Genomic DNA, 20,886 nt, shown 5'->3' on the forward strand with positions numbered 1-20,886 from the left:
AACTTTTGGGGAAATGGATGCGACCTGCGGGCGTCTTTTGTTTTATGTCTGTACTTCTGTTCAAGATAGCCATTGCGTTTTTGGGTTCGGTCGTGACCGCCGGGCTGCTGCGTTTTCGAAACCTGATCGACCGCATACCGGTTCGGCGGCAGTTGTCGTTTCTGGGCCTGTTTTTTGTCCTCTCCCGAATCGTGCCGTTCATCGTCGTGTACGTGGTGCTGGGACTGGAATCCAAATCCGACGTGCCGGTTTTTTACGATGCCGCCCTGAACGCCATGCAGGGCAAGATCGTCTATCGCGATTTCTGGACGCCCTACAGTCCGCTGTTTCCGTACCTGACCACCGGCCTGATCTGGTTCTGGAAAAGCACGTCGGCCCTGATTTTGCAGATGATTCTGATGGAAGGGCTGGCGCTCTGGCTCACCTGGAAAATTTACCGTTCGGAAATTCGGGATATTTTCCTGCGGATGTTAACCTACCTGACGCTGCCCGGTCCGCTGGTGCTGTGCGTTCTGGGCGGCCAGGAAGATATCTGGATGTGGCTGTTCGGCGTTATCTCGGTATGGGTGTGGCACCGCACCCGCGACAGTTTGTGGATTGGCGTGGTGATGGCGCTGGCCCTGATGAGCACCAAAGCGCTGGCCTTGTTGATCGTAGTGCCGATGTTTTTTCTGGTGGAAAAACCGCTGCGGTACGTGCTGGGACTAGCGGTGACGGGTTTACCCGCGCTGGGACTGCTGATTGCGCTGGTGGGGGATAAATTTCTGACACCCCTCGAATTTGCCGATCTGCCGTTTGCGCCCAACCTCTGGACGGTTCTGAGCCCGCTGATCGGCGATTTTCAGCCGTACGCCAAAACCCTGAGCTGGATCGGCGTGGGACTCACCGTGGCGGTTACGTCGCTGGGGGCGCTCATCCTGAAACAACGCATGAGTTATTCGAAAGCGCTGCCTATTTTGTGGAGTCTGTGTTTTTGCTTTATGATGTTTATCCACAAAAGTTCGTTTGGAAATTATGCCTTTATTTTTCTGATGCCGATGCTGGTGAACGTCATCGATCTGAAAAATAGCCGGCAGGTTGCGGTTTTGATCCTGTTCAATGCCCTGATTGTGGTGCATCCGACGTACTGGTGGCGGCTCGGCATGCCGATTTATACGAACTGGCGCAAACTGGCTTCGACACCGAATCTGATTGAGTTTGGCATGGAGCTGGCCTACATGGGCTGTCTGGTGTATTTCCTGACGCTGTTTTACCGAATTATGGGGCACGGGCAGCATCGGCAGTCCGACGCGCCGGTTGGTTTTCTCTGATATCTGAATGTAACGATGGCCGCAGAAACGACGTATCAAGTGCCCACGATGGCCGACCTGGCCGCCCGGGGCGAAACCCCGGAAGTGCTCTTCTGGGTCGGTTGTGCCGGATCGTTCGACGACCGGTATAAAAAAGTAACCATTGCCTTTGTCAAAATCCTGAACCACATCGGGGTCAAATTTGCGGTTTTGGGAACGGAAGAGACCTGCACGGGCGATCCGGCCCGGCGGGCAGGCAACGAATTTCTGTTTCAGATGCAGGCCGTGGCCAACATTCAGGTGCTGGACGGCTACCGCATCAAAAAAATCGTGACGGCGTGCCCGCACTGCTTCAATACCCTCAAAAACGAATACCCGGAACTGGGCGGTCACTACGAAGTCATTCACCATTCGCAGTTTCTGCAACAACTGATCAACGACGGCAAAGTGACGCTGCAAGGCGGAGGTGATTTCAAGGGTCGCCGGATTACGTACCACGATTCGTGTTATCTGGGCCGCGCCAACAAAATATACGAAGCGCCCCGCGAGGTGTTGCAGGCGCTGGATGCCGACCTGGTCGAAATGAAACGTTCGCGGACCAAAGGCCTGTGCTGCGGAGCCGGCGGAGCGCAATATTTCAAAGAACCGGAACCGGGCCGGAAAGACGTCAACGTCGAACGCACGGAAGAAGCCCTGGCAACCGGCGCCGACACCATTGCCGTGGCCTGCCCGTTTTGCATGACCATGATGACCGACGGAATCAAAAACAAAGACCGCGAAGATTCCGTCAAAGTCTACGACCTCGCGGAACTCGTTGCCAAAGCGCAGAGTTTGTAAGGTACTGAAGAGACAAAATCATGTGGATTCCCTTTAATAAACTGCCTGATACGGCGCGCGTCTGGGTTTATCAGTCGGCCCGCCCGCTGACCGATGCCGAAGTGTCGGCCATTGAAACGGATTTGAAACCGGCCGTCGATGGCTGGGCCGCTCACGGGACGCCCCTGCTGGGCTCGGCCCAGTTGCTGCATAACCGATTTTTGATCGTGGCCGTCGATGAAGGCCACCACCTGCCAAGCGGTTGTTCCATTGACGCGTCGGTGCGCTGGGTGCGGGGCATCAGTCAGACCCTGAACACGGATTTTTTCGACCGTTCGCCCGCTTTCCTGACAACGGATGGCACCATCGAAACCGTCGCCCTGCCGCACCTCAAAGCCGCCGTTGCCGACGGACGCATCACGCCCGAAACAACAGTTTTCAACAATCTGGTAGCCACCACCCGCGAATTAGCCGGCAACTGGCAGATCAAAGCCGGTGATTCGTGGCTAAAACGCTATTTTAAAATGAAGGAGGAAGGGATAAAAGGATGAAAGGAGGAAGAATTGAACCTCCTCTCCTCCCTTCCTCCCCGCATCCCTTTCTCCTATCCTCCATATATGTCTGAAACGCTGATCCTTCCCCAAACCACACAACGGCAGGAACTGTACGAAAGTCTGTTGCCGCAACTGCGGGCGCTCACGGAAAGCGAACCGGATCTGATCGCGAATCTGGCAAATATCACGGCGGCTTTGAAGGAAGCGTTCGGCTTCTTCTGGGTCGGTTTTTACCTCAAAAAAGACGGTCAGCTGGTGTTGGGGCCGTTTCAGGGACCGATTGCCTGCACCCGCATCAACTTCGGCAAAGGCGTGTGCGGCACCAGTTATTCACGCCGGGAAACGATGCTGGTGCCGGATGTCGAGCAATTTCCGGGGCATATTGCGTGCAGCTCGCTGTCGAAATCCGAAATTGTGGTGCCGGTTTTTGACCAGGCCGGAAACGTCGCGATGGTGCTGGATGTTGACAGCGATCAACTAAACGATTTCAGCGCAACGGACCAGCAGGAACTGGAGAAAATTGCCGCGCTCATTACGGCGCTTTTAAAAAAATAAGGGGCCAAAACCGGGTTTAAAGCCGGATGGCCCGCAGCACTTCCCGTTTTCGGGCCGGACCGGGATGCTTTTCCACCTGAAAACCGGCGGCTTTTAAGTTTCGCTTCACGTATCCCTTCGAACAGTAAGTCGTCAACAAACCGCCCGGTTGCAGTTGAGCTGCTAGTTGTTCAAAAACCGCCTGCGTCCACAATTCGGGCTGAGCTTCCGGCGCAAAAGCGTCAAAATACACCAGATTGAACCGTTCTTCGGTTTGAAAATCCTGCAAGCGACTTTCGTATTTCAACACCTGGAAAAACGGGTTGATGGTGGTCCGGCGGTTCCACGGCGCTTCGTGCAGGGCGTTCAGGGAGCGGCTATCCAGCAATTCGTCAAAATTGAGCTCGCGGGCTTCCTCCAGCGGCAAGGGAAACGCTTCTACGGCGGTGTAGGTGACATTCCGGCCTACTTTCTCGGCTTCCAGGGCCGTCAGAAGCGCGTTCAAACCGGTGCCAAACCCCATTTCAAAAACGTTGATGTCGGCAAACCGCTCGAAAGCGGCCAGCAATCCCAGTTCGATAAAAACCCGCTGCGATTCCTGCAGCGCCCCAAAAATAGAGTGGTAATGCTGGTTAAACGCAGAATTGTAGACCGAACTGGAACCGTCGGCGGTCAAAACGATCCGCGATTCTGTTTTCTTTTCAGTATTCCTCATACTATCTTCGCAAACTCAAAAAATTCATATTATGCTTCAACGCATTCAAACCATATTTCTGTTCCTGATTGTCGTGTGCATGGGCGTGGTGCTGGGTGTCCCGATTTGGGAGAAAACCGGTCTTAATCCCAACGAAACCGCCCGCCTGACCGCTTTGCAACTGGTGTATACCAAAGGAATTTCTTCCTATATTACCCCGGTTTATTACCTGGCCATTCTGGCCATTGGCGTCGCCGGAATCTCGCTATTTACCATTTTCAAATACCGAAACCGGTTGCTGCAAATGGGAATGTGTGCCATCAACGCCATTTTACTGACGGCGCTGATGGGCGTTGTGCTGTACATGACGCTTTACAAAGGCAAAGAGTATTTCAATCCGGACGATCAGGGCAGCTTTGGCGTCGGTTTTTACGGCATCGTGGCCGCGCTGATCTGCAATATGCTGGCCAACCGCTTTATTCGGCGGGACGAAAAGCTGGTCCGGGAATCGGATCGACTGCGCTAAAGGAGTTAAGAGTGATGAATTAAGCGTGAAAAGCGTGCGCCAGCCAACTCTTCACTACACAAGTCCTTCCTTCAGCAAATCGTGCAGGTGAATGAAGCCTTTGATGCGGTTGTCGACGGCCACCACCAACTGCGTAATGCTGCGATCCTGCATGATTTTGAGGGCGTGGGTGGCGTATTCGTCGGGCAGAATGCACAGGGGCGCGGTGGTCATGATATCGGCCGCGCACAAGTATCCAAGTTGCTGCGGAGTAAACCGGTTGAGCATCCGCCGAAGGTCGCCGTCGGTAACAATGCCGGCCAACTGCCCGTTTTGATCCGCCACCGCCGTAGCACCCAGTCGTTTGGAGGTCATTTCCAGAATAACTTCGTGAACGGTGGCGTCCGGAGAAACCGTCGGAATTTCGTGATGTGGATAAATATCACTAACTTTTAAATACAACTTTTTGCCCAACGACCCGCCGGGGTGGAACCGGGCAAAATCCTGACTGGTGAATCCCCGGGCGTTGAGCAGGCTGACGGCCAGGGCATCACCCAGCGCCAGCGCCACGGTGGTGCTGGTGGTCGGAACCAGGTTGAGCGGATCGGCTTCGGTTTCGGCAGCGGCTTTCAAAACAAAATCGGCTTGCCGGCAGAGGTACGAATCCGTCTGGGAAACCAGTGCAATGAGTTGAACCCCGGTTCGCTTCAGGAGCGGAACGAGTACTTTGATTTCGGGCGTATTGCCGCTTTTGGAGATGCAAATCACCACATCGCTGGCCTGAATCATCCCCAAATCGCCGTGAATCGCGTCGGCTGCGTGCATGAAAAGAGCGGGGGTTCCGGTCGAATTGAGAGTGGCAACGATTTTCTGTCCGATTATTGCACTCTTGCCAATGCCGGTCACAACAACCCGGCCGGCACACTGGAGAATGGTCTCGACGATCTGCTCAAACTGCTCGTCGATTCCGTCGATGGCCTGCCGGATGGCTTCCGCTTCCGCAAACAGCACGTTTCGGGCTATCGACTGAATATTTTTCTTAACTAATTTCAATGTTGCTTTTGTCAATCGGTTTTTAACTAATTTTATAAAGGCAAAGATACAACCAAAAAAAGTGACAGGAACCTTCCGCAATTTGAGATGACGACGCAGCAGATAGACCCTTCGGTACAGGTATCGCTAAAAGAGAAGCTAAAAGAGATATTTGGATTCAGCCAGTTCCGGGGCGACCAGGAGGCCATTATCCATAATATTCTGGCGGGTATCAATTCCTTTGTAATTATGCCCACGGGTGCCGGCAAATCCCTGTGCTACCAACTTCCGGCCATTTCGTCCGACGGAACGGCCATTGTCATTTCTCCCCTGATTGCCCTGATGAAAAACCAGGTCGATCAGATGAACGCCTTTGGTATCAACGCCCAATTCCTGAATTCGACGCTGAGCAAGGCCGAAATGAGCAAAGTCAAGAAAGATACCCTGAACGGTACGCTGAAACTGCTTTACATCGCGCCCGAATCGCTGACGAAGGAAGAAAACCTGGATTTTCTGAAAAAGGCCAGTATCTCGTTTGTGGCCATCGACGAAGCCCACTGTATTTCGGAATGGGGCCACGATTTTAGGCCCGAATACCGCAAAATCCGGGGCATTATCGACAACATCGGTAACCTGCCGGTGATTGCCCTGACGGCCACCGCTACGCCCAAAGTGCAGCAGGACATTCAGAAGAACCTGCAAATGGAGGACGCTCACATCTACAAAACGTCATTCAATCGCAAGAACCTCTACTACGAAATCCGACCGAAAACGGATGCCAAAAAGCAGCTGATCCGGTACATCAAGAACAACAAAGGCAAGTCGGGGATTGTCTATTGCCTGAGCCGCAAAACCGTCGAGGAAATCTCAGAGCTGCTGACGGTCAACGACATCAAGGCGCTCCCCTACCACGCCGGTCTGGACTCGCAGACCCGCATGGCGAACCAGGATGCGTTTCTGAACGAAGACGTGGACGTGGTGGTGGCCACCATCGCGTTCGGCATGGGAATCGATAAACCGGATGTGCGGTTTGTTATCCACTACGACGCGCCTAAATCGCTCGAAGGCTACTACCAGGAAACCGGGCGGGCGGGCCGCGACGGGCTGGAAGGCAACTGCCTGATGTTCTACAGCATCGACGACATTGTCAAACTGGAGAAATTCAACAAAGACAAGTCGGTGACGGAACGCGACAACGCCAAACACCTGCTCATGGAAATGGTGTCGTATGCCAACCTGGGCGTGTGCCGCCGGCGGCAATTGCTGAGTTATTTCGGTGAGTATCAGGAGAAAGACTGCGGTTTTTGTGACAACTGCATGAAGCCCACCGAGAAGTTCAAGGCGCAGGATGAGGTGGTGCTGGCCCTACAGTCGGTTTTGCAAACCGATCAGCGGTTTGACACGGCTCACCTGGCGGATGTTTTAACCGGCACTGAAAATCAATACATTACCAGTTACGAACACCACAACTTGCCGGTGTATGGGCGGGGCAAAGAATTCAACGAAACCGTGGAGTTCTGGTGCTCACTCGTCCGGCAGATTACGATTTATGGGTATTTAGACAAGGATGTCGATAATTACGGCGTCCTGAAGTTGTCGCAGAAAGGCCAGAACTACATCGAAGATCCGTATCCGGTTACCCTCTCGAAAGACCATAACTACGAAATTGACGAAGAAAAGGCCGACGACGACGACAAGGATACAACCGCTGCGTCGGGGGGTGCCTACGACGAAGCCCTGCTGGGCCTGCTGAAAGCGCTGCGGAAGAAGGTTGCCAAAGAGAAAAACCTGCCGCCGTACGTCATTTTTCAGGACCCGTCCATTGAAGAAATGGCGACCACCTACCCCACCACGCGGGAGGAAATGGCCCAGATCAACGGCGTCGGGATGGGCAAGGTGGTTAAATTCGGCAAACCGTTCATCGATCTGATCGCCAAATACGTCGAAGAAAACGACATCGAAACGGCCAAGGACGTGGTGGTGAAGTCGATGGTGAATAAATCGAAAGTTAAGATTTTCATCATTCAGCAAATCGACCGCAAAGTTGATCTGGAAGAAATTTCCGAAGCGAAAGGCTTATCGATGGAAGACCTGATCGAGGAAATTGAACACATCTGCTATTCCGGTACCCGGCTCAACCTAGATTATTACATCAACCAGATTATGGACGGCGACCGCCAGGATGATATTTACGACTACTTCATGCGGGCCGAAACCGACAACATCGGCGTGGCCATGCGCGAGTTTGCGGGCGATGATTACTCCGAAGAAGAATTACGATTAATGCGAATTAAATTTTTATCAGAAGTAGCAAATTAAATGATGAATGATGGGAATGATGACTTTCCAAGGTTCATCGTCCATCATTCATCATTCATCATTCCTAATGAATATACTCATACTTGGTTCGGGCGGTAGGGAACACGCATTTGCCTGGAAAATAGCGCAAAGCCCACTGTGCAGCAACTTGTTTGTCGCCCCCGGTAATGCCGGAACAGCCCTGGTAGCCACGAACCTGCCGATTGCGTTTAACGATCAGGAAGCCATTGCCCAGGCGATTCAGGAGCACCACATTGATTTGCTGGTCATCGGTCCGGAAGAACCGCTGGTTAAAGGACTGGTCGATTTTTTACGGTCCAGGAAAAAACTGTCAAACCTGCGCATTGTCGGCCCCGATCAGCGGGGAGCACAGCTCGAAGGCAGCAAGGATTTCTCCAAACAATTCATGCAGCGGTACGGTATTCCAACGGCCGCATCCCGAACCTTTGCCACGGAAACGCTGGAAGAAGGGCTGGCGTACCTGGAAAGCCACACGCTGCCGGTGGTGTTGAAAGCCGATGGTCTGGCGGCCGGAAAGGGCGTTATCATTGCCGAAACCGTGGCCGAGGCCAAGTCAGTTTTGACCGATATGCTGGCCGGGGGGCGGTTTGGTGAAGCGGGACACAAAGTGGTGGTCGAGCAATTTCTGCGGGGCATCGAACTGTCGGTGTTTGTGCTGACGGATGGCGTGAACTACAAAATTCTGCCCGAAGCCAAAGATTACAAGCGCATCGGCGAGGGCGACACCGGCCCGAATACCGGCGGCATGGGGGCGGTTTCGCCCGTGAAATTTGCCACGGCCAAGTTCCTCAGCAAAGTAGAAGAGAAAATCGTCAAACCGACGTTGGCCGGTTTACAGCAGGAAGCCATTCGGTATCAGGGCTTTATCTTCGTCGGCCTGATCAATGTCAAGGAAGAACCGTACGTCATTGAATACAATGCGCGGATGGGCGATCCGGAAACGGAAGTGGTGCTGCCGCGGATTCAAACGGATTTTGTGGAACTGATGCTGGCAACGGCGGAGGGCGATCTGGATAAAATTCAATTGCAGGTATCTCCCCAAACCGCCGTAACGACGGTGGTGGTTTCCGGCGGGTATCCGGACACGTACGAAAAAGGCAAATCCATTACGGACCTGGCCGGGCTGGAGGATGTGACGGCCTTTCATGCCGGCACAAAACCTGGTTTCAACGGCCATGTGCTGACCGACGGCGGCCGGGTGCTGGCGTTGACGGCCATCGCCAATTCGCTCGAAAACGCCGTTATGAAGTCGCAGAAAGCGGCCCGGGCGGTGCAGTTTGAAGGGAAATACTACCGGAAAGACATCGGCCTGGATCTGATCCGGTACCAGGACTAAGAAAAGTACGATAAGGTAAAACCGCCCTGCACCACCGGGGCGGTTTTTTTGTGCCTTGTAAAATCTTAACCACCTAATGGAGGGCTCAAAAACCGCCCTCCACCAGCATTGCTGCGCGGTAGTCCTACGCATGAACTTATTACAATACGACTGAAAAATTCCTGATTTTTAGTACTATTGATCTAGTTTCACACCTTAACACGTCATAACTATGAAAAATATCCAGTTTTTGCTACTACTGCTGACCATTGCTTCCAGTGCGATGGCGCAAACCGAAAAAGGACGCTGGCTCATCGGCGCTCAGGTGGGCAACGTCTCCTACCAGAAATTTAAAAACGATGGAGGCCACAATTTTACCGTCGATGCCAACCCCTCGGCGGGCTATTTTCCCGTCAATAATTTGCTGATTGGCGTTGCCCTCCCTTTTTCGAGCAACCAATCGTCGTATAACAGTCCGGTCAGTGCATCGGGACCGCACACCTGGAGCCTCGGCCTGGGTCCATTTATCCGGTATTACGCCGGGCGGTCGTCCCTAAAGCCTTATCTGGGCGTGAGTTATACCTACAGCCGCAGCAGGACAATTTACAAAAACGTCACTTCGACGGATCGGACGCTGAAAGGCCACACCTTCAATCTGGCCCCGACCCTCGGCCTGGCCTACTTCATCAATCGCAACGTGCTTTTGTCGGCCGGACTGAGTTACAACATAACCCAGTCCAGCAGTGAAGTCCTGATCCTGACCAACCCGCCTGCGGTCACCGATTTCACCTTCAACACCCGAAAGCTCTCCCTGGATGTCGGTTTTGCGGTTTTGCTGGGTCAGTGAGCGCGGGCAGAAATGACTTAACTCTACTGGTGTGTCTTTTTTTATTAACTTAGGGATAATTTTACAGTACAAACTGTCGCTGTTGTTTAATCAACGGCTTTTCAAATCGTTCATTCCCGAACCGGATCTATAGCAAATGTGATCCGGAATCGGGCTCAGACAGAGTTAATAAGTAAGAAGGAAAAGCAATCAAAACCGGCTTTCTGTCAACCGTGATGGGAACGGGCGGTTTTTCAATGCTTCACTTTTCACGTTTAACTCTTAACTATAGATATGAGTTATGGGATGCAAATCATGCACGACCGGAGGCTGCGGAACTAAAAACGCAGCCGGAGCCGTGAAAGGATGTAAAAATAACGGGGCCTGTGGCACCGGCGGCTGCAACAAAATGAACGTTTTCGACTGGCTGAGTAACATGGAGACGCCCTCCACCCGCCGGTACGACGCAGCCGTGGAAGTAAAATTCAAAGGAGGACGCAAGGAGTATTACCGAAACCCGCACCAGCTCGACCTGACCACCGGCGATTTTGTGGTGTGCGAAATGCAGACGGGCTATCACATCGGGTGCGTGTCGCTGCAGGGCGAACTGGTTCGCTTGCAGATGCTGAAAAAAAACATTCCGTTCTCCGATGATCTGAAGGTAATTCACCGGGTCGCTTCGCAGAAAGACCTGGAAAAGCACGAACAGGCCATCGCCCGCGACCTCACCACCATGTACCGCACCCGCGAAGTGGTGAAGGAACTGAAGCTGAACATGAAATTGTCCGATGTTGAGTACCAGTCGGACAACACGAAAGCGACCTTCTACTACTCGTCCGACGAGCGGGTTGACTTCCGGGAGTTGATCAAGATTCTGGCGGCTGAGTTTAAAATCCGGGTCGAAATGCGGCAGATCAGTCTGCGGCAGGAAGCCGGGCGGCTGGGCGGCATTGGCTCCTGCGGCCGCGAACTCTGCTGCTCCACCTGGCTGACGGATTTCAAGAACATCACCACCTCGGCGGCCCGCTACCAGAATTTATCACTGAATCCCAGCAAGTTATCCGGCCAGTGCGGACGGTTGAAGTGCTGCCTGAACTACGAACTGGAAACCTACGTGGATGCCCTGCGCGACATTCCGCAGGTGGAAAAACCGCTTGAGACCCAGAAAGGCCGGGCTTCGCTTCAGAAAACCGATATTTTCCGGCGCATCATGTGGTTTGGCTACAACACCGAAAGCACCTGGTATCCGCTGCCCGTCGAGCGCGTGGTGCAGATTCAGGAGCTGAACAAAAAAGGCATCATTCCCGAATCGTTCGACCTGCTGGAACCGGTAGCCGAGCGCAAAGAAGCGGCCAAAGGACTCACCTCGCTCAATAGCGATCTGGAGAAACTGGACAAAAAATTCAGTGATCGGAGCGACCGGAAGAAAAAACGCAAAAAGAAAAAACCGGCACCGGGCGGTGGACCCGCTGCGGGTCCGGCGGCTCAGAACAGTCGCCCGGAAAACGGCAAAGCGTCATAAAAACAAAAACCCGGTTTTCAGCCGGGTTTTTGTTTTTAGAAGAACGGTTTTTATTCCACGGCATCGTAGATCTGAACCCGACTCCAGTACCGGGCGCAATCTTCCACAAATTTCTCGTGAACCGGGTCAACCTGATACGCATCGTGAGCGGCTTTGTCGCGAAAAACGTAGGTCAACGACCAATCGTAGGAATGATCGATCACCGGACGGCGGGTGTCGGCGGGTTTGCCAATATACAGAGCTTCAAAGTGCGTGATGCTTTTCAGTGTTTCGAGACCAGCGCGCAGGGCCTGCCGATCTTCGTCGCTGCCGGGGTTGTTAAGCCAGAAATAAACGGTATGAACAAACATGTTTCGTTTCGACCGGATCGCCGGTACGGTTTTGTGGTAACGGGTTTTGAGCCTGAAAACTAACTATTTTTCTCCAACTGCTTCACCAATACCTCGAAATCTTTCGGATACGGCGCTTCAAAAACCGTCCGTTCGCCGTCCAGCAGGTCAAACGTCAGCGAGCGGGCGTGCAGGGCCACGCGCTGAATCAGCGACTGTTCCTCGGTATCTTTTTTCAGGTTGAACTTCCGTTTCAGTTCCGACAGAAAAACCGGCTTTCCGCCGTAGGTCGGGTCATTGGCGATGGGCGCTTTCAGGCACATCAGGTGGACCCGGATCTGGTGCATCCGGCCCGTAATCGGAATGCATTCCACGAGCGTGTGCTGCCGGTAAACCTGTAGGGTGTTGAAAATCGTTTCGGCATCTTTGCCCTTCTGCCGGTCGATTTTCACGGCGGTTCCGTCCTTCACCGGCGAAATCGGCAAATACACCGAAATGCCCTCGAAATCGTGTACGCCGTCCACCACGGCATGATAGCGCTTCGTTACTTCGCGGTGTTCAAACTGCATGGCCAAGTGCCGGTAAGCCGCCGGATTTTTGGCAATCGCCAGAATGCCCGACGTGCCCTTGTCGAGCCGGTGACCCAGTTGAGCATCGGGGTGGTAGGCTTTGGCCAGCCGCAAAATACTCAGCGACTTATCGGCGTTCCGTTCGTCGAGCGAAGCAATGGAGGGCGGCTTATTGATCAGAATATAGTCGTCGTTCTCGAAAACAATCAGGTCTTCAAAATTCAGTTTCATCCTGCAAAGGTAATGCGATCAACGGGCAAAAAATTCCCTTTTTAAAAACCGCCCGGTTCAGACTTCTTTCAAAAGCGGCCACGCCCTATTTTTGCCCCGAATAACTCCGAACAAAATGTCCTATTGCCGCGCCATTGAAACCCTGCCGGCCGACCGCCAGGCCCTGCACAAAACCTACCACGACCTTCATTACGGTTTTCCGATTCACGACGACAACGAACTGTTTGCCCGGCTGGTGCTGGAAATCAACCAGGCCGGTTTGAGCTGGGAGACGATTCTGAAAAAAGAAGCCGGTTTTCGAAAAGCGTACGACAACTTCGATCTCCAAACCGTTGCCGCCTACACCGAAACCGACCGCGAACGACTCATGGCCGAGCCCGGCATCATCCGCAACCGGCTGAAGATCAATGCCGCCATCGAAAATGCTAAAACTATTTTAGGGCTGCAAAAGGAGTACGGTTCCTTTGAAAAATGGCTGGAAGCAAACCACCCCAAAACAAAGGAAGAATGGGTGAAGCTGTTCAAAAAGACGTTCCGGTTTACGGGTGGCGAAATCGTCAATGAATTTCTGATGAGCATTGGCTATCTACCCGGCGCCCATACCGCCGACTGCGCGGTTTACGAAAACGTGCTGGCCGCCCGACCCTTGTGGCACACGACGCGTCAGGATTCAAAACCGTGATGAGCACCGGCACCGCCCGGCATCAATCCGCTTTGTCGAGCTTGAAACTGAAGGCGGTGCCTTTTTCCAGTTTGCTCATCACCGTAACTTTCGATTTGTGGGCGTTCAGGATGTGTTTCACAATTGCCAGGCCCAAACCGGTGCCGCCCCGTTCCTTCGAGCGGCTTTTGTCGACGCGGTAAAACCGTTCGAAAATGCGGTTGAGGTGCTCCGGCGGAATCCCGGGGCCGTTGTCGCGAATCTGAACGTTGTACTGCTTTTTTTCTTCCTCAAAACTGACCTGTACCTTGCCGCCTTCGCTGCCGTATTTAATGGCGTTTTCGATCAGGTTGGTCATCACCTGTGTGATGCGCTGCGGATCGGCCTTCACCAGAACCGCCCCGGGCGGACTGGCTTTGAGTTTCAGCGAGGTGCCGCGCGCATTGGCCGTCGTTTCCAGTTGTTCAAACACTTCCAGCGTCACCAGATAGAGATCGACGGGCTCGAAATTCATCTTGACTTCGCCGGTTTCCAGTTGCGAGAGCGCGACCAGATCCTTCACCAGCGCATCCAGACCGTCGAGGCTTTTGGCGGCTTTGGACAAGAATTTATCCCGCACTTTCTCGTCGTCCACGGCCCCGTCGATGAGCGTGTGGATAAAGCCCTGCGCGGCAAAAACCGGGGTTTTCAGTTCGTGGGAAACGTCGGCCAGAAACTCGCGCCGAAACTGCTCCAGCCGCCGGAGTTCTTCAATCTCCTTCTGCTTGCGGGCGACGTAGACAAAAATCTCGTCGTTCAGCTTCTTGAACGGGTTGTTGCTCTTGACGATGGTGTTGCGCGACAGCGAAAAATCGCGCATCCGCAGCTTGTGGATGGTTTTGTACAGCTTGTTGACTTCGCGGAACACCAGAATTTCGATGGCGTACAGAATCAGGAAAAACGAGACGATCAGCGAGGAAATGGCCACTACGAACAGCATGCTTTTCGTGACGCCTTCCACAAACGCCAGAAACGCAACGGTCAAGCCTGAAATCAGACCGGCCAGCAGAAACGCAATAACACGGGGACTGAAGGACATGAAGTAAAGGTAAAATTCTTATCCTTCATTATTGAACATATAGCCGACGCCTTTCAGGGTTTTGATGTAGGTTTCGCCGATTTTTTCCCGCAATTTCCGGATGTGCACGTCCACCGTGCGTTCGAGAACGTAAATATCGACACCCCAGATTTTTTGCAGCAGCTCTTCGCGGCCAAACACTTTGTTGGGCGACAGGGCCAGGAAAAACAGCAGTTCGAATTCTTTTTTGGGCAAAACGACGGTTTTGTCGCCGGTCGTCACGGTGTAGTTCAGGCGGTTGATGGTCAGGCCGCCGATTTCGATTTTTTCGCCCGGATCGGCTTTCTGGGCTTCGCGCCGGAACAGCGCATTGATGCGGCTCATGAGCGCCCGCGGTTTGATGGGCTTAGTGATGTAATCGTCGGCGCCGATTTCAAAAGCCGCCACCTCCGAATACTCTTCAGAACGCGCCGTCAGGTACAGAATATAGGTCTGGCGCAAATCCGGCATGTTGCGCAACTGGCGACCGGTTTCGATCCCGTCGAGTTGCGGCATCATGATGTCGAGCAGCACCAGTTCGGGGACGAACGCGCGGGCCGTATCGAGGGCCTTGCGGCCGTCGGGGGCAGTGCGGACGTCGTATCCTTCCTTTTCCAGGTTGTACTGCAACATTTCAACAATGTCCGGATCGTCATCGACAACCAGCACACGGTGGAGTTGTTGCGAAGTTTTGGCGGCACTCATTCGGTAGGTTTGTTGGTGTAATTCAGACCCGAAGTTACGCGCTGTGTCAGCAATTTTACGAAGTTAACTCCATTGTTAACAAAAAGATAACACGGAATGACGGTATTAAATTTGTCGGAAAACTTTGCAACAGGCGGAGCAAAAATAAAGCCAGATCGTTCTTGTCTCAAGCTGATTCGTGTCTGCTAAATAGCCTGTCACAGACCAGTAACGACTGCCCGTCTGCCCCCGAATGCCCTAGTGCCGTATCAAAACCTTACCATCACTTCTTCCGAATCAAATACAAACCTCCTCCTTCGTTGGTCATCACCAGATCCGTGTTGTTCACGAACGTCAGGCCCTCGGTCTGGCCGCGCGGAATCCGCAGGCAGCGCGTCGGGTGCCGCAGGCTGATGCGGTTTTGCGGCTGCTCGAACAGAAAGATTTTGCCGTAGGTCAACACCGCCAGCGTTTGGCCGTCGGGGCTGAGGGCGGCATCGGTCACCATGCTTTTGAGGAAAACACTGTCGATCGGCGCCAGGGCGTAGTGGCCGGCCTGGGCCGGAAGCCCGTAGAGGTTGACGAACCGGCGGGGCCGCGACCGGTTTTTCGAGACCAGAAATAAGCTGTCGCGGGCAAAAAACAAGGCTTCACTGTCGAAATTCCGCGTATTTTTCGGCGCCGGGAAACTCCGCTGGCGGGCGTATTGAAACGTTATGCGCTGAATTTGGTTAGGTAGTTTAGGTTCGATCCGGTAAATATCGAGTTGGGGCCGGGCGTTGGCGTTGTTACCAATGTCACCGATAAACAAAACCGTGCTGTCCTGACTCGCCAGGGCTTCCCAATCCCGATTTTTGAGCAGTGGCAGCGGCAGCGAATCGACCAGCGACCCGTCGCGGGCCAATTCGTAGAGCGTGGGGCGGCCTCCGCTGTCGTTGTGGGTCCAGAACGTATTCCGGTGGGCGCGGTAGACCAGGCCCGAACTTTCGTTCACGACCGACGCCAGCCGACCCACCCGCGAAACCGTGTACTGGGATCGCCCGCTCCGAAAACCGCTGCGCCGGTTTTCGGCCTGGCAGGAACAAAGCGACACTTTGAGCGAAAACAGAAAAAGAAGAAAAGAGGTCATTTCGTGTATCTTATTAGAATAGTTTACGGTTTTCGGTATACGGTTTTCGGTGGCTGACGCATTTCGGCTACTCCATTCCGTTTACCCGGCAGCAGGCACACATCACCACTGAATACCGTAAACTGAAAACCGTATACCGAAAACCGTAAACTGAAAACCGGGTAGTATACAAAAATATGGAAAACAAGTTTCCTGAAGCTCATTTGCCGACGTATGTTCGATTGGCCTGCATTCTGATCATCACCACGATTCTGGTTTACTGGCTGTCAGCCATGCAGGATTTGCTGGTGCCGCTGGTCTTTTCGATTTTGTTTGCCATGATTCTGTACCCGATCAACCACCGGCTCGAACGCTGGGGCGTTCCGCGCGTACCGGCCATTCTGGTGTGTCTGGTGATTGTCATCGGTTTTTTATACCTGCTGTTTTACCTCATTTCGCTGCAAATTGCCAACTTCACCGCCGAAGCGCCCAGATTGCTGCAACGCGGCAACCAGATTCTCGACCGGCTCCAGACCTTCGGCGAAGACCGGTTTCACATCGAACGTTCCAAACTGGCCGAAGAAGCCCGGGGCTACTTCAACGAGCTCATTCGCGAAAGTGGTTCGTTTCTGACCTCGACGCTGCTGGCGACCACCAACACGCTTTCGACGATTTCCATCGTTCCGCTGTACATCTTTTTTCTGATGCTCTACCGCGATTTTTTCCGGACGTTCTTCTACAAAGTATTCAGCAGCACCAAACGGGCGAAAATTGACGTGGTCTTTGGCCGGATTTATACCGTCGTCAAAGATTACCTGGTCGGACTGGTGCTGGTTATCATCATTGTGGGCATCCTGAACACCGTCGGGCTGCTCATTCTGGGCATCGATTATGCGATTTTTTTCGGCTTTCTGGGCGCCTTCATGATCCTGATTCCGTACATCGGGATTCTGATCGGGTCACTGCTCCCCGCCTTGTTTACGTTGCTGACCAACGACAATCCGCTGGTGGCGCTGGGCGTCATCGGGGTCTTTTCGTTCGTCCAGATTCTGGAAGGCAATTTCATTACGCCCTACATTGTCGGCTCGAAAGTCAGCATCAATCCGTTGGCGGCCATCATTGTGCTGTTACTCTGGGGGCAGTTGTGGGGGGTTACGGGCCTGATTCTGGCCCTGCCGATGACGGCCATTCTGAAGGTGGTTTTCGACGCCGTCGATCCGCTCAAACCGTACGGTTTTGTGCTGGGTGAAGCCGAACGCCAGAAAACCAGGCCGATGAATGTAAAGGATATCACGGATAAAATCCCGAAAAAAGTAAAGAATCTGGTGGAGTAAAAGGATGAGAGGATGAAGGGAGCAACAAAAGAAGAGTTGCTCCTTTTATCCCTTCTCCCTTTCCTCCTTCCTAAAATTTCAACGGATCGAGGTTTTTGAAATGGCCGTTCATTTTGATGCGGTCTTTGGTGCGTTCCATTTCCGCAACCACCGGCAGCACCCGGTCGAGGTGGCGAATCAGAAACCGCTGGCGGTCGTTTTCGCGCTCAATCGTCAGCAGTTCGTATTCTTCATCGACCGACAAGCCAATTTTGTGAGCCACCCGAAACGAGAGCAGGGGCGTTAGCTCGTCAATCTCCGCGTTGATCTGGAGCAGCCGGTACAAGCGGGTCACTTTGACAACCAGTTCGTCGAGGTGATCGCCCGTTTCCGGTTTGCTTTCCACCACTTCCACCTGTCCGCCCGCGTAGAGCTTGCCCGGCGCCGGGTTTTCGAACGTCGCAATCCGGAAGATCCGCAACCCTTTCGATTTGATGTCCATCCGGCCGTCATCGTAGCGTTTGTGCAGGGTCGTCACGCTCATTTCCGTGCCAAAACCGGGTAGCTTGTTCTCAATAAACGCCGGAATCCCAAACGTCTGGCCGGTTTCGAGGCATTCGTTAATCAATTGCCGATACCGCTCTTCAAAAATATGCAGATTCAGATCTTCATGGGGATACACCACCAGGTTCAGCGGAAAGAGAGGCAAATAAATATCCATGCTATAAATCTTTTTCGACCGTGACACCCACGCTGTAAATCTCCGGCAGGGGATTCTGGCGCATGTACTGCCGCAGGCGAATGGTGTATTTTCCGCTTCGGGAAAAACGGTATTTTTTCATCATGCTGATCCGGTGGTCGAACAGGTCGCCCAGGCCGTCGCCATACGGTTTTCCGGTTTTGGGATCGAGCAGCGTCAGTTCATCCTGTTTCGACTCCAGCATTTTCCCGCTCCCGTCCAGCAAATAACGCCGGATGTACAAGTTGTAGTACGGGTACGAAACGCTGTTGCGGATGTTGTAATAAATGTTGTACGTCAGGGTAGTATCGGCAATTTCAAACGTAAATTCCGGGGCGTTGTTGATGTACCAGGTGCCGTCTTTGATGTCGTCGATGCCTTTATAAACCGCCTTTTCGTCGCAGCCAGCGAGCAGCAGCCACAAACCGGCCAGTAATCTGAGTGGTATTTTTTTCATGCGTTCAGCGGTCTTGCTACAAAACTACGACCCGTCCGGAAAGTTCCAAACCAAACCGGAGCTGATTCACCCCGATAAAAAACTATGAAAATAGTTTGTGAACTACCTAAATCGTTTTAAATTCGTTCTCAGGCCACCGGCGCTCCGGCCCGGCAACCCGATTCGTTAACCTAAAACAAGCACAATGGAAAAGCTAACCGCGAAAGAAGAAGAAATCATGCAGGTGTTGTGGAAAGTCGAGCAGTCGTTCGTCAAAGACATGCTGCCGTATTTCACCGATCCTCCGCTGCATTATAACACGGTTTCGACCATCATCCGGAACCTCGAAGAAAAAGGTTACGTGGGCCATCAGGCGTATGGCAACACGCACGAATACTACCCGATTATCAGCAAGGAAGATTACCAGAACCGCTTTGTGCTGAAAAAAGTGGTGTCGGATTACTTCGATGATTCCTACAAAAATCTGGTCAGCTATTTTGCCAAAAAAGACAAGATTTCGGTCGATGAACTGAAAGAAATCATCACCATGATCGAGAAGGGGCAGTAGCCATGAGCCTGTTGATCTACCTCCTGCAAGCGGGCCTGATTCTGGCGGTGCTGACGCTTTGTTACCGGCTGCTGCTCCGCCGGGCCACCTGGTTTGGCCTGAACCGGTTTTTGCTCAGCCTGAACGTGGCGCTGGCGTTGGCGCTGCCGCTTGTCGAACTGCCCGACTTCCGGCCCGCGCCCATCCGGAATCTGGTGCAGCAAACCGTCCCCCATTTTCGGGTGGTGGACTGGTCGCGGCTGAAACCGGCCCAATTCGCGGCCACAGCCCCAAAACCGCAAAACCGGGTTACGGACGCCTTTGTTGCCGAACCGGACGAGGTTCCGTTCAACGGGCCGAAGCTGGCGTTGTGGGCGTATCTGGCGGGGGTGATCTTTCTGGCCGGTCGGCTGCTGGTGCAACTTTGGTCGCTGGGCCGGCTCATCGCGCACTCGGAGCGGTTTTGGCAGGAGACGATCTGGCTGGTAATCAACGAAAACGTGAGCGCGCCTTTCTCGTTTTTTCGCTGGGTTATTCTGAACCCGGTTTTGTATGAACCCGACGAATTCGACCAGATCATGCGGCACGAGCGCGTTCACTGCCGCCAGTGGCACAGCCTGGATATGCTGGCGGCCGAGGTGCTGCGGATCGTTTTCTGGTTCAATCCGTTTGCGTGGTGGCACCAGCAGCTGGTGCAGGAAAACCTGGAGTACCTCGTGGACCGGGAGGTGCTGGACGAAGGCGTGGAGAAAAAAACGTACCAGTATTACCTGCTGAAAGCCAGTCTGGCGGACTCGGCTCCCCTGCCGGTTCGCCCGGCGGGCAATTCCTTTAACCAGCAGCAGTTAAAAAGTCGGATTTCGATGATGAACCGGCCCCGGCCGGTGGGCTCCGGCTGGTCGTATCTGCTTTTCGCGGGGGTTATTCTGGTATCCTGCACCGCCTTCAATACCCCCAAAACCGTGTCCAAGTACGTCGTCGACAATTCGTTTGGCGTATTTGGGCTCATTACGGCGGTGACGACGGTTCAGGACCTGGAAGTGATGCGGGCGGTTTTTGCCGAAAAAAACATGACGATGGCGTATCAGGCCGACGTCAATCCGGCCGGACTGATCGACTATATTTCGGTGGAAGTGAAAACCGGCAATAAGGTGATTGCCCGAACGAAGCGGCAAATTCCGCCCTTCGTGCTTTCGGCGCACCAATCGCAGCCATCGAAACCATTTGTGGTGGAAACCACCCGCCAGCCCATGCTGCTGCCCGACACGCTGTACGCGCTCTGGGAGCACGAAAAACCGGTGGTGGTGCTGAACGGACGCCTGTTAAAGATGCGCCCCGGTCAGCCGCTCGGTTTTGGCACCCTTCCTAATTTTAAGCGGAATTCCCTGACGGCCCGGGAAGCGCTCCGGCGGTTTGGACCGGCCGGAAAATACGGCGCTACGACCCTGGATGGCAAAATTGTCGACGCCATTTTTTCGATCAAATTGCCGGTTCTGGAGATCGGCCGCCAACTCTGGGAGCACCGGCCGCTGACCCGCAGCCAGCAGCAGAAAGTGACTTTTCTGATCGACGGCCTGCCAGGTACCTACGCCCAGTTTCGGCAATTATCGCCCACGGACAAACTGGCCGTAGCGGTTTTTGACCAGGACCAGATCGGGATGGTGAAACCGCCTTTCAAGACGGAAGCGCTGGTGGTGGTGACTACAAAACGGCAACTGGCTACGGAAAATAATCTCTAAACCCGGT

Annotated in this window: 22 protein-coding genes; 13 read left to right on the plus strand and 9 right to left on the minus strand. The window is 53.5% G+C overall.

The window, feature by feature from the left end; translation table 11 throughout:
- Positions 1-44 precede the first annotated feature (44 nt).
- The 4 genes from ACYVHX_RS07110 (at position 45) to ACYVHX_RS07125 (ending at position 3,214) form a co-directional block, all read left to right on the plus strand.
- Positions 45-1,310, plus strand: coding sequence for a hypothetical protein (locus ACYVHX_RS07110; RefSeq protein WP_460670938.1), 1,266 nt, complete (start codon positions 45-47; stop codon positions 1,308-1,310).
- Positions 1,311-1,325: 15 nt separating this feature from the next.
- Positions 1,326-2,126 carry a (Fe-S)-binding protein gene (locus ACYVHX_RS07115; RefSeq protein WP_460670939.1) on the plus strand — a complete coding sequence of 267 codons (801 nt, stop codon included), beginning with the start codon at positions 1,326-1,328 and terminating at the stop codon, positions 2,124-2,126.
- A gap of 20 nt (positions 2,127-2,146) precedes the next feature.
- Entirely contained in the window at positions 2,147-2,656 is a 510-nt protein-coding gene (locus ACYVHX_RS07120) for a hypothetical protein (protein ID WP_460670940.1), read from the plus strand.
- 66 nt (positions 2,657-2,722) lie between these two features.
- A complete protein-coding gene (locus ACYVHX_RS07125) occupies positions 2,723-3,214 on the plus strand; it encodes a GAF domain-containing protein (RefSeq protein ID WP_460670941.1) in 492 nt (163 codons plus the stop codon).
- A 16-nt stretch (positions 3,215-3,230) separates the two neighbouring features.
- Here the strand turns inward: ACYVHX_RS07125 and mnmC2 are convergent, their stop codons facing one another.
- Positions 3,231-3,908: a tRNA (5-methylaminomethyl-2-thiouridine)(34)-methyltransferase MnmC2 gene (gene mnmC2, locus ACYVHX_RS07130; protein ID WP_460670942.1), complete on the minus strand. Its 678-nt coding sequence runs from the start codon at positions 3,906-3,908 to the stop codon at positions 3,231-3,233.
- Between the two features lie 31 nt (positions 3,909-3,939).
- Here mnmC2 and ACYVHX_RS07135 point away from each other — a divergent pair, with 31 nt between their 5' ends.
- The gene (locus ACYVHX_RS07135; RefSeq protein ID WP_460670943.1) at positions 3,940-4,413 is read left to right on the plus strand and encodes a DUF4293 domain-containing protein; all 474 of its coding nucleotides are present in this window, start codon (positions 3,940-3,942) and stop codon (positions 4,411-4,413) included.
- A gap of 54 nt (positions 4,414-4,467) precedes the next feature.
- On the opposite strand, the gene ACYVHX_RS07140 is transcribed toward ACYVHX_RS07135, so the two are convergent.
- A complete protein-coding gene (locus tag ACYVHX_RS07140) occupies positions 4,468-5,460 on the minus strand; it encodes a KpsF/GutQ family sugar-phosphate isomerase (RefSeq protein WP_460670944.1) in 993 nt (330 codons plus the stop codon).
- 72 nt (positions 5,461-5,532) lie between these two features.
- Here ACYVHX_RS07140 and recQ point away from each other — a divergent pair, with 72 nt between their 5' ends.
- The 4 genes from recQ (at position 5,533) to ACYVHX_RS07160 (ending at position 11,427) form a co-directional block, all read left to right on the plus strand.
- On the plus strand, positions 5,533-7,743 hold the full coding sequence (gene recQ / locus ACYVHX_RS07145; RefSeq protein ID WP_460670945.1) for a DNA helicase RecQ: 2,211 nt from the start codon (positions 5,533-5,535) through the stop codon (positions 7,741-7,743).
- Positions 7,744-7,810: 67 nt separating this feature from the next.
- Positions 7,811-9,100 carry a phosphoribosylamine--glycine ligase gene (gene purD / locus ACYVHX_RS07150; protein ID WP_460670946.1) on the plus strand — a complete coding sequence of 430 codons (1,290 nt, stop codon included), beginning with the start codon at positions 7,811-7,813 and terminating at the stop codon, positions 9,098-9,100.
- A gap of 211 nt (positions 9,101-9,311) precedes the next feature.
- A complete protein-coding gene (locus tag ACYVHX_RS07155) occupies positions 9,312-9,926 on the plus strand; it encodes an outer membrane beta-barrel protein (protein WP_460670947.1) in 615 nt (204 codons plus the stop codon).
- Between the two features lie 280 nt (positions 9,927-10,206).
- Positions 10,207-11,427: a PSP1 domain-containing protein gene (locus ACYVHX_RS07160; RefSeq protein WP_460670948.1), complete on the plus strand. Its 1,221-nt coding sequence runs from the start codon at positions 10,207-10,209 to the stop codon at positions 11,425-11,427.
- A 50-nt stretch (positions 11,428-11,477) separates the two neighbouring features.
- Here the strand turns inward: ACYVHX_RS07160 and ACYVHX_RS07165 are convergent, their stop codons facing one another.
- Together ACYVHX_RS07165 and ACYVHX_RS07170 are read right to left on the minus strand one after the other, a co-directional pair.
- Positions 11,478-11,777 carry a Dabb family protein gene (locus tag ACYVHX_RS07165; RefSeq protein WP_460670949.1) on the minus strand — a complete coding sequence of 100 codons (300 nt, stop codon included), beginning with the start codon at positions 11,775-11,777 and terminating at the stop codon, positions 11,478-11,480.
- Between the two features lie 59 nt (positions 11,778-11,836).
- Positions 11,837-12,556: an RluA family pseudouridine synthase gene (locus tag ACYVHX_RS07170; protein ID WP_460670950.1), complete on the minus strand. Its 720-nt coding sequence runs from the start codon at positions 12,554-12,556 to the stop codon at positions 11,837-11,839.
- A gap of 115 nt (positions 12,557-12,671) precedes the next feature.
- Here ACYVHX_RS07170 and ACYVHX_RS07175 point away from each other — a divergent pair, with 115 nt between their 5' ends.
- On the plus strand, positions 12,672-13,238 hold the full coding sequence (locus ACYVHX_RS07175) for a DNA-3-methyladenine glycosylase I (RefSeq protein ID WP_460670951.1): 567 nt from the start codon (positions 12,672-12,674) through the stop codon (positions 13,236-13,238).
- 22 nt (positions 13,239-13,260) lie between these two features.
- Here ACYVHX_RS07175 and ACYVHX_RS07180 read toward each other — a convergent pair whose 3' ends face one another.
- The 3 genes from ACYVHX_RS07180 to ACYVHX_RS07190 form a co-directional block, all read right to left on the minus strand.
- On the minus strand, positions 13,261-14,295 hold the full coding sequence (locus ACYVHX_RS07180) for a sensor histidine kinase (RefSeq protein WP_460670952.1): 1,035 nt from the start codon (positions 14,293-14,295) through the stop codon (positions 13,261-13,263).
- A gap of 18 nt (positions 14,296-14,313) precedes the next feature.
- Complete coding sequence (locus tag ACYVHX_RS07185; RefSeq protein WP_460670953.1) at positions 14,314-15,018, minus strand: response regulator transcription factor; 705 nt, start codon at positions 15,016-15,018, stop codon at positions 14,314-14,316.
- 262 nt (positions 15,019-15,280) lie between these two features.
- Entirely contained in the window at positions 15,281-16,126 is an 846-nt protein-coding gene (locus ACYVHX_RS07190; protein ID WP_460670954.1) for a hypothetical protein, read from the minus strand.
- A gap of 176 nt (positions 16,127-16,302) precedes the next feature.
- On the opposite strand from ACYVHX_RS07190, the gene ACYVHX_RS07195 reads away from it, so the two are divergent.
- Positions 16,303-17,439 (plus strand): AI-2E family transporter, encoded by a 1,137-nt coding sequence (locus ACYVHX_RS07195; RefSeq protein WP_460670955.1) that lies wholly within the window; start codon positions 16,303-16,305, stop codon positions 17,437-17,439.
- Between the two features lie 70 nt (positions 17,440-17,509).
- Here ACYVHX_RS07195 and ACYVHX_RS07200 read toward each other — a convergent pair whose 3' ends face one another.
- A complete protein-coding gene (locus tag ACYVHX_RS07200) occupies positions 17,510-18,139 on the minus strand; it encodes an LON peptidase substrate-binding domain-containing protein (protein WP_460670956.1) in 630 nt (209 codons plus the stop codon).
- Position 18,140: 1 nt separating this feature from the next.
- On the minus strand, positions 18,141-18,614 hold the full coding sequence (locus ACYVHX_RS07205) for a gliding motility lipoprotein GldH (protein WP_460670957.1): 474 nt from the start codon (positions 18,612-18,614) through the stop codon (positions 18,141-18,143).
- A gap of 184 nt (positions 18,615-18,798) precedes the next feature.
- On the opposite strand from ACYVHX_RS07205, the gene ACYVHX_RS07210 reads away from it, so the two are divergent.
- Together ACYVHX_RS07210 and ACYVHX_RS07215 are read left to right on the plus strand one after the other, a co-directional pair.
- Positions 18,799-19,161, plus strand: coding sequence for a BlaI/MecI/CopY family transcriptional regulator (locus ACYVHX_RS07210; protein WP_134024829.1), 363 nt, complete (start codon positions 18,799-18,801; stop codon positions 19,159-19,161).
- Positions 19,162-19,163: 2 nt separating this feature from the next.
- Positions 19,164-20,879, plus strand: a complete 1,716-nt coding sequence (locus ACYVHX_RS07215) for a M56 family metallopeptidase (protein ID WP_460670958.1) — start codon at positions 19,164-19,166, stop codon at positions 20,877-20,879.
- The last annotated feature ends 7 nt before the right edge of the window (positions 20,880-20,886 follow it).

The sequence above is a fragment of the Larkinella ripae genome (assembly GCF_054780775.1).

What these genes read in the sequence shown, in the direction of transcription:
- ACYVHX_RS07110 (WP_460670938.1), top strand. Translation starts at nt 45, where the DNA reads ATGTCTGTACTTCTGTTCAAGATAGCCATTGCGTTTTTGGGTTCGGTC.
- ACYVHX_RS07115 (WP_460670939.1), top strand. Translation starts at nt 1,326, where the DNA reads ATGGCCGCAGAAACGACGTATCAAGTGCCCACGATGGCCGACCTGGCC.
- ACYVHX_RS07120 (WP_460670940.1), top strand. Translation starts at nt 2,147, where the DNA reads ATGTGGATTCCCTTTAATAAACTGCCTGATACGGCGCGCGTCTGGGTT.
- ACYVHX_RS07125 (WP_460670941.1), top strand. Translation starts at nt 2,723, where the DNA reads ATGTCTGAAACGCTGATCCTTCCCCAAACCACACAACGGCAGGAACTG.
- mnmC2 (WP_460670942.1), bottom strand. Translation starts at nt 3,908, where the DNA reads ATGAGGAATACTGAAAAGAAAACAGAATCGCGGATCGTTTTGACCGCC.
- ACYVHX_RS07135 (WP_460670943.1), top strand. Translation starts at nt 3,940, where the DNA reads ATGCTTCAACGCATTCAAACCATATTTCTGTTCCTGATTGTCGTGTGC.
- recQ (WP_460670945.1), top strand. Translation starts at nt 5,533, where the DNA reads ATGACGACGCAGCAGATAGACCCTTCGGTACAGGTATCGCTAAAAGAG.
- purD (WP_460670946.1), top strand. Translation starts at nt 7,811, where the DNA reads ATGAATATACTCATACTTGGTTCGGGCGGTAGGGAACACGCATTTGCC.
- ACYVHX_RS07155 (WP_460670947.1), top strand. Translation starts at nt 9,312, where the DNA reads ATGAAAAATATCCAGTTTTTGCTACTACTGCTGACCATTGCTTCCAGT.
- ACYVHX_RS07160 (WP_460670948.1), top strand. Translation starts at nt 10,207, where the DNA reads ATGGGATGCAAATCATGCACGACCGGAGGCTGCGGAACTAAAAACGCA.
- ACYVHX_RS07165 (WP_460670949.1), bottom strand. Translation starts at nt 11,777, where the DNA reads ATGTTTGTTCATACCGTTTATTTCTGGCTTAACAACCCCGGCAGCGAC.
- ACYVHX_RS07170 (WP_460670950.1), bottom strand. Translation starts at nt 12,556, where the DNA reads ATGAAACTGAATTTTGAAGACCTGATTGTTTTCGAGAACGACGACTAT.
- ACYVHX_RS07175 (WP_460670951.1), top strand. Translation starts at nt 12,672, where the DNA reads ATGTCCTATTGCCGCGCCATTGAAACCCTGCCGGCCGACCGCCAGGCC.
- ACYVHX_RS07180 (WP_460670952.1), bottom strand. Translation starts at nt 14,295, where the DNA reads ATGTCCTTCAGTCCCCGTGTTATTGCGTTTCTGCTGGCCGGTCTGATT.
- ACYVHX_RS07185 (WP_460670953.1), bottom strand. Translation starts at nt 15,018, where the DNA reads ATGAGTGCCGCCAAAACTTCGCAACAACTCCACCGTGTGCTGGTTGTC.
- ACYVHX_RS07190 (WP_460670954.1), bottom strand. Translation starts at nt 16,126, where the DNA reads ATGACCTCTTTTCTTCTTTTTCTGTTTTCGCTCAAAGTGTCGCTTTGT.
- ACYVHX_RS07195 (WP_460670955.1), top strand. Translation starts at nt 16,303, where the DNA reads ATGGAAAACAAGTTTCCTGAAGCTCATTTGCCGACGTATGTTCGATTG.
- ACYVHX_RS07200 (WP_460670956.1), bottom strand. Translation starts at nt 18,139, where the DNA reads ATGGATATTTATTTGCCTCTCTTTCCGCTGAACCTGGTGGTGTATCCC.
- ACYVHX_RS07205 (WP_460670957.1), bottom strand. Translation starts at nt 18,614, where the DNA reads ATGAAAAAAATACCACTCAGATTACTGGCCGGTTTGTGGCTGCTGCTC.
- ACYVHX_RS07210 (WP_134024829.1), top strand. Translation starts at nt 18,799, where the DNA reads ATGGAAAAGCTAACCGCGAAAGAAGAAGAAATCATGCAGGTGTTGTGG.
- ACYVHX_RS07215 (WP_460670958.1), top strand. Translation starts at nt 19,164, where the DNA reads ATGAGCCTGTTGATCTACCTCCTGCAAGCGGGCCTGATTCTGGCGGTG.